This is a genomic window from Pseudoalteromonas sp. SWN29 (genome assembly GCF_015864465.1).
GTDB lineage: Bacteria > Pseudomonadota > Gammaproteobacteria > Enterobacterales > Alteromonadaceae > Pseudoalteromonas.
In genome coordinates, this window is the sequence record NZ_JADYXE010000014.1 from 65,482 (window position 1) to 82,322 (window position 16,841).

13 protein-coding genes and 1 riboswitch are annotated in these 16,841 nt (G+C 40.4%); of the genes, 9 read left to right on the forward strand and 4 right to left on the reverse strand.

Annotated features, from left to right (window positions below):
* The first annotated feature begins 301 nt into the window (after positions 1–301).
* From carA to ribB, 5 genes are all read left to right on the forward strand, one after another.
* Positions 302–1,438: a glutamine-hydrolyzing carbamoyl-phosphate synthase small subunit gene (gene carA, locus I6F53_RS07445; protein ID WP_007375827.1), complete on the forward strand. Its 1,137-nt coding sequence runs from the start codon at positions 302–304 to the stop codon at positions 1,436–1,438.
* Positions 1,439–1,454: 16 nt separating this feature from the next.
* Entirely contained in the window at positions 1,455–4,673 is a 3,219-nt protein-coding gene (gene carB / locus I6F53_RS07450) for a carbamoyl-phosphate synthase large subunit (protein WP_197239055.1), read from the forward strand.
* A 47-nt stretch (positions 4,674–4,720) separates the two neighbouring features.
* Positions 4,721–5,197, forward strand: a complete 477-nt coding sequence (greA, locus tag I6F53_RS07455; RefSeq protein WP_197239056.1) for a transcription elongation factor GreA — start codon at positions 4,721–4,723, stop codon at positions 5,195–5,197.
* Between the two features lie 320 nt (positions 5,198–5,517).
* Positions 5,518–6,576, forward strand: a complete 1,059-nt coding sequence (locus I6F53_RS07460) for a S66 family peptidase (protein ID WP_197239057.1) — start codon at positions 5,518–5,520, stop codon at positions 6,574–6,576.
* Between the two features lie 76 nt (positions 6,577–6,652).
* Positions 6,653–6,835: riboswitch (FMN riboswitch) on the forward strand.
* Between the two features lie 140 nt (positions 6,836–6,975).
* On the forward strand, positions 6,976–7,629 hold the full coding sequence (gene ribB, locus I6F53_RS07465) for a 3,4-dihydroxy-2-butanone-4-phosphate synthase (RefSeq protein ID WP_166420712.1): 654 nt from the start codon (positions 6,976–6,978) through the stop codon (positions 7,627–7,629).
* 71 nt (positions 7,630–7,700) lie between these two features.
* On the opposite strand, the gene I6F53_RS07470 is transcribed toward ribB, so the two are convergent.
* Positions 7,701–8,354, reverse strand: a complete 654-nt coding sequence (locus I6F53_RS07470) for a nitroreductase family protein (protein WP_197239058.1) — start codon at positions 8,352–8,354, stop codon at positions 7,701–7,703.
* A 175-nt stretch (positions 8,355–8,529) separates the two neighbouring features.
* On the opposite strand from I6F53_RS07470, the gene I6F53_RS07475 reads away from it, so the two are divergent.
* Positions 8,530–9,465, forward strand: coding sequence for a LysR family transcriptional regulator (locus I6F53_RS07475; protein ID WP_197239059.1), 936 nt, complete (start codon positions 8,530–8,532; stop codon positions 9,463–9,465).
* Between the two features lie 84 nt (positions 9,466–9,549).
* On the forward strand, positions 9,550–10,374 hold the full coding sequence (gene rhlP / locus I6F53_RS07480) for a rhombotarget lipoprotein (RefSeq protein ID WP_197239060.1): 825 nt from the start codon (positions 9,550–9,552) through the stop codon (positions 10,372–10,374).
* A 68-nt stretch (positions 10,375–10,442) separates the two neighbouring features.
* Here the strand turns inward: rhlP and I6F53_RS07485 are convergent, their stop codons facing one another.
* From I6F53_RS07485 to I6F53_RS07495, 3 genes are all read right to left on the reverse strand, one after another.
* Positions 10,443–11,333: a dienelactone hydrolase family protein gene (locus I6F53_RS07485; protein ID WP_197239061.1), complete on the reverse strand. Its 891-nt coding sequence runs from the start codon at positions 11,331–11,333 to the stop codon at positions 10,443–10,445.
* A 230-nt stretch (positions 11,334–11,563) separates the two neighbouring features.
* Positions 11,564–14,713, reverse strand: coding sequence for an efflux RND transporter permease subunit (locus tag I6F53_RS07490; RefSeq protein ID WP_197239062.1), 3,150 nt, complete (start codon positions 14,711–14,713; stop codon positions 11,564–11,566).
* Between the two features lie 2 nt (positions 14,714–14,715).
* Positions 14,716–15,894: an efflux RND transporter periplasmic adaptor subunit gene (locus I6F53_RS07495; protein ID WP_197239063.1), complete on the reverse strand. Its 1,179-nt coding sequence runs from the start codon at positions 15,892–15,894 to the stop codon at positions 14,716–14,718.
* Positions 15,895–16,064: 170 nt separating this feature from the next.
* On the opposite strand from I6F53_RS07495, the gene I6F53_RS07500 reads away from it, so the two are divergent.
* Both I6F53_RS07500 and I6F53_RS07505 read left to right on the forward strand, forming a co-directional pair.
* Positions 16,065–16,328, forward strand: a complete 264-nt coding sequence (locus I6F53_RS07500; protein WP_197239064.1) for a YkgJ family cysteine cluster protein — start codon at positions 16,065–16,067, stop codon at positions 16,326–16,328.
* A gap of 206 nt (positions 16,329–16,534) precedes the next feature.
* Positions 16,535–16,741 (forward strand): hypothetical protein, encoded by a 207-nt coding sequence (locus tag I6F53_RS07505; protein WP_231616566.1) that lies wholly within the window; start codon positions 16,535–16,537, stop codon positions 16,739–16,741.
* Positions 16,742–16,841: the final 100 nt, after the last annotated feature.

Genomic DNA, 16,841 nt, shown 5'->3' on the forward strand with positions numbered 1-16,841 from the left:
TTACTAAAAAGTGTTAGACCTAAATAGCAACTTCATGTAATATGCAGCCAATTTGCCAAAAATTACTAAATGCGTGTTTCCAATTATACCCAAATGGCTAGTAAATCCTGGGTTTCAGTGGGAATAAAAATAGTTTTAGGCAAGAAAAAATGATTGAAGGTTTAGTGTTTTATATCGGCATCATTTAAGACTGCGTAAAACTATTTAAGCTCACAAAAATCTAGTTTTGACGATCCCTCTGGGTATTGGCGGGGTGTTAAGCAATTGCTTACTCCCGTTTTTTACTGTTAGGAGGTTTAACTTGACTAAATCCGCTCTGTTAGTCCTAGAAGACGGCACAGTGTTTCGCGGTACTGCAATCGGCGCTGACGGCATGTCAGTCGGTGAAGTAGTATTCAATACATCTATGACTGGTTATCAAGAAATTTTGACTGATCCATCATACGCGGAACAAATCGTAACTTTGACGTACCCACATATCGGTAATACGGGTACCAACAGCGAAGACGAAGAAGCGAATCAAATTTGGGCTAAAGGCCTAGTGATCCGTGATTTGCCACTGCTAGCAAGTAATTTTCGTAACGAGCAATCGTTAGATGATTACTTAAAAGAACGTAATATTTTAGGTATTGCGGACATCGACACCAGAAAGTTAACTCGAATTTTGCGTGATAAAGGCGCACAAAACGGGTGTATTATTGCTGGCGACGAGCTAGACGAAAATAAAGCGCTACAAGCCGCGCAAGCCTTCCCAGGCTTAAAAGGTATGGATTTAGCAAAAGTTGTCTCAACCAAGGAAAATTTTGAGTGGCGCGAATCAAGCTGGACATTAGGCGAAGGATTTAAAACTCTTGATGCTGCTGATGAAAAGTTTCATGTTGTTGCCTACGACTTCGGTGTAAAGCGTAATATTTTGCGTATGCTTGTAGACCGTGGCTGTAAACTTACAGTAGTACCAGCGCAAACCTCTGCCGCTGACGTACTGGCTTTAAACCCTGATGGTATCTTCCTATCTAATGGCCCTGGCGATCCTGAGCCATGTACTTACGCTATTGATGCAATTAAAACCTTTTTAGAAACCGACACACCAATTTTTGGTATCTGTTTAGGTCATCAGTTATTAGCCCTTGCCTCAGGTGCTAAAACAGAAAAAATGAAATTTGGCCACCACGGCGCTAACCACCCAGTTAAAGACCTAGACCGCGATGTAGTTATGATCACGGCTCAAAACCATGGTTTTGCAGCTCAAGAGTCAAGCCTGCCAAGTACGCTTCGTGCCACGCACAAATCGTTATTTGACGGAACGCTTCAAGGTATTCATCGTACAGATAAACCTGCGTTTAGCTTCCAGGGTCACCCTGAAGCAAGCCCAGGTCCACACGATGCAGCACCATTATTTGACCACTTCATCGATTTGATGCAAGCGCGTAAACACTAATTTAACTGGAGTAATAATGCCAAAACGTACCGACATAAAAAGCATTCTTATCTTAGGCGCAGGCCCAATTGTAATTGGTCAAGCGTGTGAATTTGACTACTCTGGTGCTCAAGCGTGTAAAGCACTTAGAGAAGAAGGCTACAGAGTTATATTAGTTAACTCAAACCCTGCAACTATCATGACAGACCCTGATATGGCCGATGCAACATACATCGAACCCATTCATTGGGAAGTGGTAGAAAAAATCATTGAAAAAGAAAAGCCTGATGCAATACTGCCTACAATGGGTGGTCAAACAGCATTAAACTGTGCACTTGAACTAGACAAGCACGGTGTATTGGCTAAGCACGGCGTTGAACTTATTGGTGCAACGGCTGATGCAATCGACAAAGCAGAAAACCGCGAACGCTTTGACGTAGCAATGAAAAATATTGGTCTTGAATGTCCACGTGCTGAGATTGCTCACTCTATGGATGAAGCCAAAGACATCATAACGCGCATTGGTTTGCCATGTATTATCAGGCCTTCTTTTACTATGGGCGGCACCGGCGGCGGTGTGGCGTATAACTTAGAAGAGTTTGAAGAAATTTGTGAACGTGGCTTAGATTTATCGCCTACTAGCGAATTATTGATTGATGAATCACTAATTGGTTGGAAAGAGTACGAAACAGAAGTTGTACGTGATAAAAACGACAACTGTATTATTGTTTGTACCATTGAAAACTTTGACCCGATGGGTGTTCACACTGGCGATTCAATCACCGTTGCACCAGCGCAAACACTAACCGACAAAGAATACCAAATTATGCGTAACGCCTCTATGGCAGTATTACGTGAAATTGGTGTAGAAACCGGCGGTTCGAACGTACAGTTTGGTATTAATTCAGAAGATGGCCGTATGGTTATCATTGAGATGAACCCACGTGTATCACGTTCATCTGCATTAGCATCAAAAGCAACGGGTTTCCCAATTGCTAAAATTGCAGCAAAACTAGCAGTAGGTTATACGCTTGATGAACTTCAAAACGACATTACTGGTGGCAAAACACCTGCGTCTTTTGAGCCTTCAATCGATTACGTTGTTACAAAAATTCCTCGCTTTAACTTCGAAAAATTTGCCGGTGCAAACGACCGTTTAACTACGCAAATGAAATCAGTTGGCGAAGTAATGGCAATTGGTCGTAACCAACAAGAGTCACTACACAAAGCATTACGCGGTCTTGAAGTAGGCGCTACAGGTTTTAACCCAATAGTGGCACTTGATGACCCTAAAGCAAAAGAAAAAATCATCCGCGAACTACGCGAGCCAGGCGCTGAGCGTATTTGGTACATTGCCGATGCAATGCGCCATGGCATGAGCGTTGATGATGTTTACGAGCTGACTAAAGTAAACCGTTGGTTCTTAGTTCAAATAGAAGACATTTTAAAAGACGAAGCAAAAATAGCGAAAGTAGGCATGGCGGGTTTAAATGCTGACTTCCTACGTAAACTTAAACGCAAAGGCTTTGCAGATCCGCGTATAGCAGAAATTGCAGGTGTATCTGAAGCTGAAATTCGTAAAAAGCGTCATTTATTAAACATAGTGCCAGTATACAAACGTGTTGATACGTGTGCTGCAGAATTTAGCTCAGACACAGCTTACATGTACTCAACTTACGATGAAGAGTGTGAAGCTAACCCAACTGATCGTGATAAAATCATGGTTATTGGTGGTGGTCCAAACCGTATCGGTCAAGGTATTGAGTTTGATTACTGTTGTGTACATGCCTCACTTGCGCTTCGCGAAGACGGTTACGAAACTATTATGGTTAACTGTAACCCTGAAACGGTATCTACCGATTACGATACTTCGGATCGTTTATACTTTGAACCAATTACGCTTGAAGACGTACTCGAAATCGTACGTGTTGAAAAGCCAAAAGGCGTTATCGTACAATACGGTGGTCAAACACCACTTAAGCTAGCGCGTGAGCTTGAAGCTAATGGTGTGCCAGTCATTGGTACTTCACCAGATGCGATTGACCGTGCAGAAGACCGCGAACGTTTCCAACAACTTGTTGAGCGTTTAAACTTACTTCAGCCAGAAAACGCAACAGTAACTTCAACTGAAGAAGCCTTACTTAAGTCAGTTGAAATTGGCTTCCCACTCGTTGTTCGCCCGTCGTACGTACTAGGTGGTCGTGCAATGGAAATTGTATACGACGAAGATGATTTACGTCGCTACATGACCGAAGCTGTACAAGCATCAAACGAAGCACCTGTATTACTGGACCGTTTCTTAGATAACGCGATTGAAGTTGACGTTGACGCAATTTGTGACGGCGAGCAAGTAATCATCGGCGGTATCATGGAGCACATTGAGCAAGCGGGTGTTCACTCGGGTGACTCAGCCTGTTCATTACCAGCACATTCTTTATCACAAGAAGTGCAAGACGTAATGCGCAAGCAAGTAACCGACATGGCGCTTGAACTTGGTGTTGTTGGCTTGATGAATACACAGTTTGCAGTAAAAGAAGACAAAGTGTACTTAATCGAAGTCAACCCTCGTGCTGCACGTACTGTACCGTTTGTATCTAAAGCAACCGGTGTAGCGCTTGCAAAAGTAGCTGCACGTTGTATGGCTGGTCAGTCTTTAGCAAGCCAAGGTATTACTAAAGAAGTGATTCCTCCTTACTACAGCGTTAAAGAAGTTGTACTGCCGTTTGCTAAGTTTCAAGGTGTGGATCCAATCCGTGGTCCTGAGATGCGTTCAACAGGTGAAGTGATGGGTGTTGGCGATACTTTCGCCGAAGCATTCGCAAAAGCACAATTAGGTGCAAGCAATACTTTACCACGCGGTGGTCGCGCGTTATTATCTGTTCGTAATAGCGATAAGCCACGTATTGTTGAATTAGCCAAAATCATGACCGACTTAGGTTTTGAACTTGACGCAACTGGTGGCACGGCACAAGCTCTTGAAGAAGCTGGCATTGAAGTACGACGTGTAAACAAAGTATATGAAGGCCGCCCGCATATTCTTGATTATATTAAGAATAAAGAGTACAGCTATATTGTTAATACCACCGAAGGTCGCCAAGCGATCGAAGATTCGAAGGTGTTACGTCGTGGTGCGTTGCAAAATAAAACCAACTATACGACAACCTTGAACGCGGCATTCGCTAACTGTACTGCTAACAAAGCAGATGACCGCAGTAAAGTGACGTCAGTTCAAGAGCTACACCTGCGATTGAACTAAGGAAATGTGCCAAGGCCACTAGGGCCTTGGTGTTAAGTGAGAAAAGTATGCAATCAATTCCGATGACAGTTCGTGGCGCAGATTTACTGCGTAAAGAGCTTAACGAATTAAAAACAGTTACCCGTCCTAAAATCGTAAGTGATATTGCGGTTGCACGTGAACACGGTGACTTAAAAGAAAACGCTGAGTACCACGCTGCGCGTGAGCAACAGGGTTTTTGTGAAGGTCGAATTCAAGAAATTGAAGCTAAACTTTCAAATGTTCAAATTATCGACGTAACTAAAATGCCAAATACCGGTAAAGTTATTTTTGGCACTACGGTAACTATTGTAAATGTAGAAACCGATGCTGAAGTAAAATACCGTATTGTGGGCGATGATGAAGCAAGTATTAAAAACAACTTAATATCTGTTAACTCACCGATTGCACGTGGATTAATTGGTAAACAAATGGATGATGCAGTGTCTATTCAAACGCCAAAAGGTATTGTTGAGTTCGAAATCATTGAAGTTGAGTATCTTTAACGTATAACTCACTTTAACGTTTTAAATAAAAACCGATGTAATTACATCGGTTTTTTTATGCCTGAAATAAATCACTATACTAATAAGGGTGTTCATATTGCATAAAGAGTAAGCATGATGATATAGGTACATAATCACTTTATACCAATCTGCTTATATATGGGGTCTATTTAACGTTAAGAAAATTACGCTAGAACTAGGCAAAAGTTTTTATATCTAGTTGTTCTAAATAAAAAACTTTTAACGACGTTATAGTGCAATTTAATTCGTTAAATTGATCAAAGATTTATGCAGGTTGGTATTATTAAAAAGGAACACTCATGGCTAATATTCTTTACCCAGCGCCTTTAAAAGTAGGCTCTAAAATTGCAATTTGCTCGCTGTCATCAGGCCTAAAAGAAAAATACCACGGGCGATTAGATATTGTGATAGATGGATTAAAGCACCGTGGCTATGAGGTTGTAGAGGGGGAGTTTTTACGCCAAAACAGACCACGTAATGAGCTTAATGCTAAAGCCCATGCCGAGCAACTAATGGGTTTATTACTAGATGATGAAATAGATGCCATTATGCCGCCAATGGGTGGTGAGCTGGCAATGGAGGTATTGCCACTACTTGATTTTAACGCGATTAAACAAGCCAAACCTAAATGGCTAGTTGGGTTTTCTGATGTAAGTACTATTGCATGTGCACTCACCGCTAAGTGCCAATGGGCAACACTTCACAGCGCTAATCTTATGCAGCTCCATCCAGATGAAAAAAACGCGTATAGCCTACAAATATTCGAAACCCTTACTTACGAAGCCGGTAGTAAATTTGAGCAAGGGCCTTCTTCTTTATATCAAAAAAACAAGCCTAATTACGCACAAAACCCGAATGAATTACTAAGCCCTAGTGAGCCCACAAAATGGCAATGTTTAAACTATACAGATAAACGCACCATAGAAATGTCAGGCCGCTTATTTGGTGGATGTTTAGATACAGTCGGCTTATTGCTCGACTCACCATTTTTGGCACTACATGAATTTAAAAAGGATAGTGCACCCGAAGGGCTTATTTTATACCTAGAAAACTCAGAGCTTACACCTACCACGGTTGCACGATTTTTACTGTCATTAAAACTAGCGGGCATATTTGACGACATCAATGGCTTGGTTTTAGGGCGAAGTGAAATTACACAAAGTCATTATGATGCCTTTGACTATCGTCATGCACTTGATGTTGCATTAGGTGGGTGTTTATTTCCCGTTATTTTTGATGCTGACATAGGCCACGTTCAACCTAACTTAAATTTAGTTAACGGTGCTATGTGTTCGCTTATTGCTGATATAAATGAAGGTATAGTAAACAGTGCATCGGTAAACATTCAACTTTCGTAGTATTTATGGCATTTAGTTTTGAAAAACAAGTAAATACAGGCGTATAATATGCTTGCAGTAAGTGCTAACACTTACTGTTAATTCTCAGGGCGGGGTGAAATTCCCCACCGGCGGTATGTTTAATGTTATTTGTAACTTAAATGAGCCCGCGAGCGCTTTATTTAACTTATTTTTATAGTGAATTAGGTTAAGTAAAGGTCAAGCAGATCTGGTGAGATGCCAGAGCCGACGGTTAGAGTCCGGATGAAAGAGAATATAGCTTATTTATGTACACCAAAACGTAGCTTTTTGGTGAGCATTTTTAATGCTGTTTTGGTTTAATCCATACGATTTTATTTGTATGGCTTTGCCATGCCTTTCTGTGTCCTGAATCTATTATTTTTTATTTGGAATATAATGATGATTCAGTCTCTACTTACTCAATTCGGCGAAAGCCATATCCGTGTACAAAGCGCAATTGCTGCATTACAGCAAGGGCAAGGCGTACTTGTTGTTGATGACGAAAACCGCGAAAACGAAGGCGACTTTGTTTTTTCAGCTGAGCATTTAACGGCCCCACAAATGGCCGAAATGATCCGCGAAGGCAGTGGTATTGTATGCCTATGCATGGGAGAGGAGCGTATTAAACAGCTCGACCTACCGCAAATGGTAACCAATAACACCAGTCAAAATAACACCGCTTATACTGTCACTATTGAAGCTAAGCACGGTGTTACAACCGGCGTATCTGCCGTTGATAGAGTGACTACTATTAAAGCTGCTACAGCCGATAATGCAAAACCAAGTGATTTATCACGCCCTGGCCATGTATTTGGTTTAAAAGCACAAACGGGTGGTGTGCTAGTTCGCCGTGGGCACACTGAAGCATCGGTTGATTTAATGCAACTTGCCGGCTTAAAACCATTTGGTGTAATTTGCGAACTTACTAATCCCGATGGTTCAATGGCACGTTTACCTGAAGTGAGTGATTATGCTAATAAGCATAATATGACCGTGGTTTCTATTGAAGATCTCGTGCAATACATTCAAGCTGCGCAGCTTAAAGTGAGTTAAGCCGCTTTAAAAGCAAAAAACCACTTATTTGAATGCAAATAAGTGGTTTTTTAATGTAATAAAAATATAACTTATAAAACTTGAATTATTTGCTCTTTAGCTAAACGCGATTTAGGTAATTTAGCATTATAATCTTCTGCGTCATCATGGTAGCCAAGTACTAAAGCTACATCACAAATGTAACCATCTAGCTCTTTTTCAAAAACTTCGCCAATCAACTCAGCATCTACGCCTTCCATTGGGGTTGAATCAACACCTAAGCGTGCCGCTGCATGCATTGTGTTACCAAGCGCTATGTAAGTTTGCGCTTTAGTCCACGTTGCGTTATTGCCTTGCTCATCAGTATTCATATCAACAAACGCGAAAGCACCAAATGATTGTTCGCGGTTTTCTGCTTTAGTACGACCGTTTTTAATGTCTGCATCAATTACTTGTGCGTAATCGTCACGTGTATATTTAGGGTTGTAAGCAAATAAAATAACGTGCGACGCTGTTTTAATATGAGGCTGATTAAATTGAAACTTATTAGCAAAGGTAGTATGCATACGTTCTTTTGCTTCATCAGATTCAATTACAACAAACTTCCAAGGCTGCGAGTTAATTGATGAAGGAGAAAGACGCATAGCTTCATATACTACGTCTAGGTCATCTTGAGGAATACGCTTGGTTGTGTAACGTTTAGTTGTGTAGCGTTTTTCTAAATCACTAATAATTGGGTGAGTCATTATTTTTCCAAATAAATAAATTGAGCGAGTTGTTATTAATTGGTTTGAATTTAAATAATTCAATAGTGACCAATCAGTTTTAAATAAGAATATTTTACGGATTTGATAATAGCGCTTGCTTTGCATTTAATAAACATCATAATCATTGAAACATTATCAAATATATATAGATAATATGAACATAGAAGATTTAAAACTTATTCTAAAAGTAGCTGAGTTTAGAAGTATTACGCTTGCAGCTGCTAAATTAGATATGCGCACAGCAACTGCGAGCGCGGTAATTAAGCGTGTTGAATTAGCACTGGGCAGTGAACTGTTTGTACGTACTACACGCCATTTAAGGTTATCAGCCGCTGGGGAGCGCTATATACCTCAGTGCGAACAAGCTTTAGCAATACTTGAGCAAGCAAAGCATAACCTCAAAGGTGAGCATGACGAAATTGAAGGCGAATTACGTGTTGCTCTTTCATCTGACTTAGGGCGTAACTTGGTGATCCCATGGATTGATGAGCTGATGGATAATTATCCTAAGTTAAGCCTCCGAGCGCATATAAGTGACAGTAATATTGATTTTTATCGTGATTCAGTTGATATAGCACTTCGTTATGGCTCGCCAAGTGACGCTAGCGTTTACGGGTTTAAAATTTGCAACGTACCGCGCTTATTATGTGCAACTGACGAATATTTATTACAAAATGGCTCTCCTGAACATCCAGACGACTTAGCTAATCACCAAGGCTTATTTTATCAACTGCAAGATATTATAAATAACACGTGGGAATTCACCGATGGCGAGACAAAATATAAAGTTAAAATGGATGGTCGGCGCGCGTCTAACGATGGTGACTTAGTGAGGCGATGGTGTGTTGCGGGTAAAGGCTTAGCGGTAAAGTCAGCACTCGATATAGCAGACGACTTACTCAATAATAGGGTAGTTAATGTTATGCCAGATTATCAACATATTAGCGGCGAGTTATGGCTTATTTGCCCAAGTAGGCAGTCAATAACTCCTGCGGTGCGTTTACTACGTGATGCATGCAGAGCAAAATCTCAAGTTATTTTAGAGCAGCTGGTAAATAAAGGCATTATTGATAAAAGCGTACTGAGCTAATTAAGGAAAGATTATTTACTTCCCGAGGCCTTAGATATGCTTTGGCGTGTAACTGAATTAAATTAAAAATAAAAAGGAATAAATATGAAATTTAATAAATATATAGTCATTATAATGGTGGCTTTACTTACTTCATGCAGCTCGCTTGTAAGTACCAATACAGGCAAAAATACACAATCTAGTAGCTTAATGGATTTCTTATATCCTGATCAACAAAGCCGTGCTACCTATAAACCTGAAATACCCGTTTTAAAACTTCCTGTTACCGTTGGAATTGCATTTGTACCGTCTAAAAACTGGCAACCAGACGGCTTAGAGAGTCAAAACCAAGTCGAATTGCTCGAAAAAGTAAAAAAGTCATTTTTACAATATGATTATATTGACCGCATTGAAGTTATACCAAGCACCTATTTAAAGGGTGGTGAAGGTTTTGCAACACTCGAGCAAGTTGGACGACTTTACGATGTAGATGTAATGGCACTGGTTTCATATGATCAAGTTACGCAATCTTATGAAAATAATGCCGCCTTACTTTATTGGACGATAGTGGGTATGTACGTTATTCCGGGGAATGAAAATACAATTCAAACCTTTGTTGATACGGCCGTTTTTGACATTAAAAGTAGAAAAATGCTGTTTAGAGCGCCTGGTATAAGCAAGCTTGAAAAAAGAACAACCGCAATAGGTATTGATGAAACGTTATCTGAAAAGTCGGCAGAAGGGTTCGATCTCGCTGTTACAGATATGACCGCTAATTTAGGTGCAGAGCTAGCAAGCTTTAAAACACGTGTTAAAGAAGAGAAAATAGCGAAAGTCGAAAATAAAGATGGCTCTAGCAGCGGTGGCTCTGTAAGTGTTTATTTACTCATTTTATTATCGTTATTAGTTATTCGTAGCAAAAAAGCGTAAAGCAAAAATAACTAAGCACTTTTTAATAATGCCACCTACTTTGAGCAGGTGGCATTATTGTTTATTCGTTAACTTAGTTTTTTATTAAAAAACTCAATAGTACGCTGCCATGCAAGCTCAGCATTGTCTTTATCATATCGACCTGTAGAGTCGTTATGAAAACCATGATTGGCCCCTTTATACATATGCATAGTGTATTCAACGTTATTGGCTTTTAAATCTTGCTCATATTCAGGCCACGACGCGTTTACACGTTTATCCAGCTCGCCTAATTGAATCATTAACGGCGCTTTAATATTTTTACGTAAACTCTCACTTGCAGGAGTGCCGTAAAAAGGCACGCCGGCGCTGAGTAAGTTGCTATCTACAGCGGCTAAGTAATTTACAATATAACCACCAAAACAAAAACCGACAGCGCCTAATTTACCATTACTGTTAGCATGCGATTTTAAATAGTGTGCAGCGGCTACAAAATCGTTTTGAATTTTAGCGCGATCCATGGTTTTTTGCATAGCGCGTCCTTCATCGTCGTTACCAGGATAGCCACCCAATGGAAATAGTGCATCCGGTGCAAATGCAATAAAGCCCACTTTAGCTAAGCGCCTTGCTACGTCTTTTACGTATGGGTTTAAACCACGATTTTCGTGTATCACAAGCACAACAGGGAGCTTACCTTCTACGTTTTTAGGGGTTGCTAAGTAACCTTTGCCTTTACCGTGCCCGTCTGGCGAATCGAATTCTTCGTACGTTGCCGTAATATCGTCATCATTAAACGAGACTTGCTCAGCAAGCGCGTAATTAGGTAATAGCGCTGATGTAAGTACAGCCATTGAGAAACCAAGTGCAGCTAAACCACCGAGTTTTTTCATAAACGTACGGCGGTCCATTAAACCGTGTGCGTATTCGTCATACCAATCAAAGGCTTCTTGAGGGATGTGATCTGATTGCGGGGTATTCATGGCTGTTCCTTAATTTTATTATGTTTATTTATTATTTAAATACCATAACGTATTCGGAATAAAAAACGAGCAATTTTTCTCTCAATTATTAGGACTGTTGATGGAGTCTATGTGTTAAAAAATGAGTAGTAGAAGTAATATTAGTAAATAGTCGAATATCATTTTTAAGCTTAAAATAAAAAGCTCGGCATAGAGTATGCCGAGCTTTTTTGGTTGGGATATTACTTAATTTAGCTATTAGTAGGCGCTGGTTGGGCATCTACAAGTGGCGGCTTGCCACGCATTTTACGTACTAATCGCTTAGCATCTTCTAGTGCAACGTACTGGCACGGTATAAGTATTAGTGTAATTACGGTAGCAAATAACACACCAAAGGCAAGTGATACAGCCATTGGGATAACTATTTTAGCTTGTAAACTCGTTTCAAAAATAATTGGCATTACACCAATAAAGGTTGTGATTGAGGTGAGTAGTATCGCTCTAAAGCGACGTGCACCGGCTTGCATTACAGCGTCTTTAGTTGCGACACCTTCGGCGCGGGCTTTGTTTACAAAATCAACCATAACGAGGGAGTCATTTACAACCACACCCGCTACAGCAATTATGCCAAACATCGATAAGCTACTCATGGTCATACCTAAAATCATATGCCCAAACATCGCGCCAACTACACCAAACGGAATAACCGACATAATAATAAGTGGCTGCGAGTAAGAACGAAGTGGAATCGCTAATAACGCAAATATAATCATCATTGATATACCAAAATCACGAAGCTGCTCTGAAGCGCTATCCATCTCTTCTTGAATGCGCCCAGCTACATCACTTGTAACCCCAGGGTAGCTTTTAAGTAATGTTGGTAAGTATTCATCACGAATTTCTTCTGCAATCGCAAAGGGTTCGGCTTGGTCGGTATTTACCGCAGCCCATACGTTTACAGTACGTTTAGAGTTTTCGCGGCGAATACGGTTTACACCGTCAACTAGTTTAACTTCGGCTACTTCACTCAGTGGTACTTCAGCGCCAGTAGGCGTAATAATACGCACACTTGCTATGTCACTTATTGAGTTACGTTCGTCTTCTGGATAGCGGATCATGACTTTAATTTCTTCGCCTTCACGCAATATTCGTTGCGCTTCTAAGCCGTAGTAACTAAAGCTTACTTGCGATGCTACATCAGCAAGCGTTAATCCCATGCTGTAAGCCAGTGGTTTTAAATCAAGTTGTACTTCGTCGGTGGCGCTTTGCATTGAGTCGTTTACGTCGCCAACACCTTCCATTGTTTGTAATTTAGCTTTTAATTTACCCGCTACTTCTTTTAGTACGTCAGCATTTTTGCCTTCAAGTTTAAAGCTAACGTCGCCATCATCTCGGCCACCATTCATTATACTGTCTTGAATGGTCATGGTCTTAACGCCAGGTAAAGCGGGCATTTGTTCGCGCCATAATGCACTTAGGGCAAAGGTATCGATAGGGCGTAAATCAGGCTCTACCAAAATGGCCATGATATTTGCTTGCGTTCTGCCGCGCAGACTTACCGATAAATCGCGGATCATCGGTTTACCGTATTGCTCTTGTAATTGTTGATCGACCTTTAACAAAACGCCTTCTATTTTACGTGCGGTTTCAAGCGTTGCTTGCTCAGATGAAGCAAGGTTCATTTCTATATCAATACGCGGAAAGTCGTGCGGTATTTTAGGGTTTGGTACAAATTTAACTAAACCACCTGCAAACATACCGGCGCTTACAATAAGCAAACACATAAAGCCAACAATTACGGTATAGCGATAATGAATACAGCGGCCAACAAAAGGAAGGTAGTAGTTGTTCACAAAGCCTTTTAAGCCACTATCAATCACCATACGTAAGCGGTGTAATAGATTTTTAGGATTTGGTTTACGTGGGTTCATTGCTGCAATGTGCGCAGGTAAAATAAGCTTTGATTCAATGAGTGAAAAAATCAAACATAAAATAATAACGCCACCAATTGCCTTAGAAAAAGCAGCGCCAGGGCCTGTTGCCATTGTTTGTGGTAAAAATGCCGCAATGGTCGTTAGTACACCAAAGGTTGCTGGCATCGCAACACGTTTTACACCACGTACAACATTATCAAGAGTGTGGCCGTACTTTTCAATTTCGGCGCTGGCTGATTCGCCTACAACAATGGCGTCATCAACAACAATTCCGAGTACGAGTATAAAGGCAAATAGCGAGGCTAGGTTAATTGTTACATCTAAAAAGCCAATAGGCATAAACAAAAAGGCGCCCAGAAAAGACACCGGTAAGCCCATCATTACCCAAAATGCCAAGCGTAGTGGTAAAAATAGTGCCAGTACTATCATTACTAACAAGCCACCCCAAATCATGTTATCGACCATCATATCGAGTCGACCTTCAAGGTAGTAGGTTAAATCAACAATAGGGGAGAGCTTAACGCCTGCAGGTAAAAGTGGCTCTTTAGTGGCCATGTAGCTTTTTAGGACTTTTGCTACATCGGTAATGTCTTGATCTTTTGATGCGTTTACTTCAAACGAGAGTGAATTTTTACCATTGTATTTTGAATACTGTAAGCCTTCTTCAAAGCCATCGTTAATGGTTGCTACATCGCCTAAGTAAATTTGTGCGCCATCAGCAAGGGTAATAAGTGGGAGCCTTTCAAATTCAAAGCCACGGTAGGCTTGTTTTTCTACACGCATCGAAATATAACCGTTTTCAGAGCGTATTTGCCCCGCCGACATATTTGCCGAAAAGCTTTGCACAGCGCCTGCAATATCTCTAAATGTTAAGCCATATTCGCGCAGTTTATCGGGGCTTACTTCTATACCAATTTCGTACTCTAAACCGCCGTTAAAATTAACCAGGTTAACGTGAGGCAGCGCTTGTAACTCATCTTTTATATCGTTGCCAAGCTCTTTTAACTGGTAGTTACTCATGTCGCCATAAAGCGCGAGTATCATTACCTCTTGCTCAAACTTATCACGGCGAACAACAGGGCGTTCCATTCCAGCAGGAAAGGTATTTATTGAATCAACTTGTACTTTAATTTCATCAAGTACTTCTTGTGGATTGTATTGCTCTTCTATTTCAATCCACGCTTGAGAAAAACCACGATTAGAGTAGGTAATTAGGCGTTTAATGCCTTCAAGACCTTCAAGGTTTTCTTCAACTTTAATCGTTATTCCTTCTTCAACTTCTTGCGGGGCAGCCCCAGGATAAACTGCTTGTACGCTTATCCAGTTGCTTTCAAATTGTGGGAACATTTGTTTGCGAATAGTCATCGCCATTAAAAGACCGCCCACTAATATAAATATCATTAGCAGGTTGGCAGCAACGGGATTGCGGGCAAACCATGCTATTAACCCTGTTTCACGAGTGTTCATGGCTATTCCTCTTTCAGCGCAAGTTGAGTAATGTCAGTTTTATTAGGCGAAATATCCTCAACTTTTACTGCCATGCCTTCAGTTGGATACTCAAGCGCTGAGGTAACAATTTGCTCGCCGTTTTTTAAGCCTTGGCTGGCTATAATCATACCGTTTTGTTCGCGTATAATATTTAGCGTTTTAAATGATAAGGTTAGATCGTCATTTAAAATCACAATTTTATTATCTTTAACTAAATGATGCGCAACAATAATCGCGTTATCAAGCGGGCGACCTTCAATTGTAGCGTTAATGTATGACCCAAAACGAAGTGGGCGTGTTTTATCGCCATAAGGTGTTGCAAGTTGTGCTACCAAATAGCTCATGCGGCTTGTTTGATCAACCACACCTTCGGTGCGAATTACTTTTGCTTGCCACATTGTTTGCTTACCCGCATATTCTGCGTTAAATGTAACGTTTGAGCCTACACCGCCGTTTTTTAAATATTGTAGTTCTTGGTCGGCAACTGGTAAACGGACCTCTGCAACTGAGGTTGCACTTAATGCACCAAAGCTGCTACCAGGGTTTACTACTGAGCCTAAGCTAATTGTGCGCTCATTAATAATGGCATCATATGGTGCTTTAATATAAGTACGTTCAAGATTACGGCTAGCACGTTTAACACTTGCTTGAGCAGAGCGGTAACGCGCGAGCTTTTCGGCCAATTGTGGTTTGCGTAAATAAAGCTCTGATGCAATAGCGTCGCTTGAGTCAGATTTAATACGCTCCCATTCAGCTCTTGCTACATGTGCTTGTGCGCGTTCTATTTCAAGTGCTGAGCTTGCTTGTGCTAAACCTGCTTGCGCTTCAATAAAGTCTGCCTCGTAATCATTTGCATCAATTCGTGCTAAAATATCGCCTTGCTTTACAAACGCTCCTTCAACAAATTGATCTGACACCAAAATAACTTGCCCACTTACTTGTGCTATTAATTCGGTACGATCTTTTGGTTTTACTATGCCGTACGATTTAACATCGAGCGTTATAGAATCTAAGAGTATGCTTTGGGTCGCAACTAAAGGTCGAATGTCTTGCTCAGGCTTTTCTTCCGGTGGCTTTTTCATGGCCATAAAGGCGAAAGCTAAAGCAATACCGCCTGCTAAAACTGCAATTGGGAGTATTATTTGTTTTGTAGTAGCCACAAGGCATTCCTTCATAATTGGTGGTGACAGAGCAATAATACGCAATAAAGTGTTTACAAGGCGTTTTAAGATGTAACAAAGCATTACATATGTGTATTGCAACTTAGCGTGTGGGCTAATTACGTTCCTAAAAAGGAATAAAAGTAAGTGTTTTTTATACAGAGGATATTATGAAAACCGAATCAATAACGTGTAGATTAGGCTGCGGTGCATGCTGTATTGCGCCAAGTATTAGCTCTCCAATACCAGGGATGCCAAACGGTAAAAAAGCCGGAGATCGCTGTATTCAGCTGGATGAGCGTAATTTATGTAAGTTATTTGGTGATTCAAGTCGGCCTAAAGTGTGTAGCGATTTTAGCGCCACGTTTGATGTGTGCGGCTCAACAAATACGCAAGCTCTAGCGCTTATTACAGAACTTGAGCAGTTAACTTAGCTGGTGGGTTTAATACACACATATTTACAAAGATTAATTAAAATAAAAAATTCTTTATAAATTATTAAAATAGTTTTTATCTAATTAATGATTGAATATTAGACATATTTAGTTTTGTTGCTAATATAGGAAAATGTGAAATGCTTTTATATTAGCTTTAGTTATAAATTATCTTGTGCAATATTAATTTTTAAAAGGAAAGAGAAATGAAAAATTTACTTACCGCTTTTACTCTAAGTGTGACTGTATTAGGTTGTTCAAACTTACCAATCAAAACTGATATTAAAGAAGATCATTTTCGATTCGAAAACTTTAAAAGAGAGCAGGGAGTAGAACGAGAATACGTTAACTTGATGTGCTATAACAAAAAACCTACACAATGGGCTAACACCGATCAGTTAAGGTATTTTTGATCGGTTGACCGATATTTTGGTTTCTTCACAATACCCTTATCATCTTTTGATTATGAGGGTATTTTTATGCTTAGTCATTGGTTACTTGATACAGATATAT

Excerpts from the sequence above, each read along its gene's own strand:
- I6F53_RS07475 (WP_197239059.1), top strand. The coding sequence starts at position 8,530 with ATGAACATAGAAGATTTAAAACTTATTCTAAAAGTAGCTGAGTTTAGA.
- rhlP (WP_197239060.1), top strand. The coding sequence starts at position 9,550 with ATGAAATTTAATAAATATATAGTCATTATAATGGTGGCTTTACTTACT.
- ribB (WP_166420712.1), top strand. The coding sequence starts at position 6,976 with ATGATTCAGTCTCTACTTACTCAATTCGGCGAAAGCCATATCCGTGTA.
- I6F53_RS07470 (WP_197239058.1), bottom strand. The coding sequence starts at position 8,354 with ATGACTCACCCAATTATTAGTGATTTAGAAAAACGCTACACAACTAAA.
- I6F53_RS07500 (WP_197239064.1), top strand. The coding sequence starts at position 16,065 with ATGAAAACCGAATCAATAACGTGTAGATTAGGCTGCGGTGCATGCTGT.
- greA (WP_197239056.1), top strand. The coding sequence starts at position 4,721 with ATGCAATCAATTCCGATGACAGTTCGTGGCGCAGATTTACTGCGTAAA.
- I6F53_RS07460 (WP_197239057.1), top strand. The coding sequence starts at position 5,518 with ATGGCTAATATTCTTTACCCAGCGCCTTTAAAAGTAGGCTCTAAAATT.
- I6F53_RS07505 (WP_231616566.1), top strand. The coding sequence starts at position 16,535 with ATGAAAAATTTACTTACCGCTTTTACTCTAAGTGTGACTGTATTAGGT.
- I6F53_RS07485 (WP_197239061.1), bottom strand. The coding sequence starts at position 11,333 with ATGAATACCCCGCAATCAGATCACATCCCTCAAGAAGCCTTTGATTGG.
- carB (WP_197239055.1), top strand. The coding sequence starts at position 1,455 with ATGCCAAAACGTACCGACATAAAAAGCATTCTTATCTTAGGCGCAGGC.
- I6F53_RS07490 (WP_197239062.1), bottom strand. The coding sequence starts at position 14,713 with ATGAACACTCGTGAAACAGGGTTAATAGCATGGTTTGCCCGCAATCCC.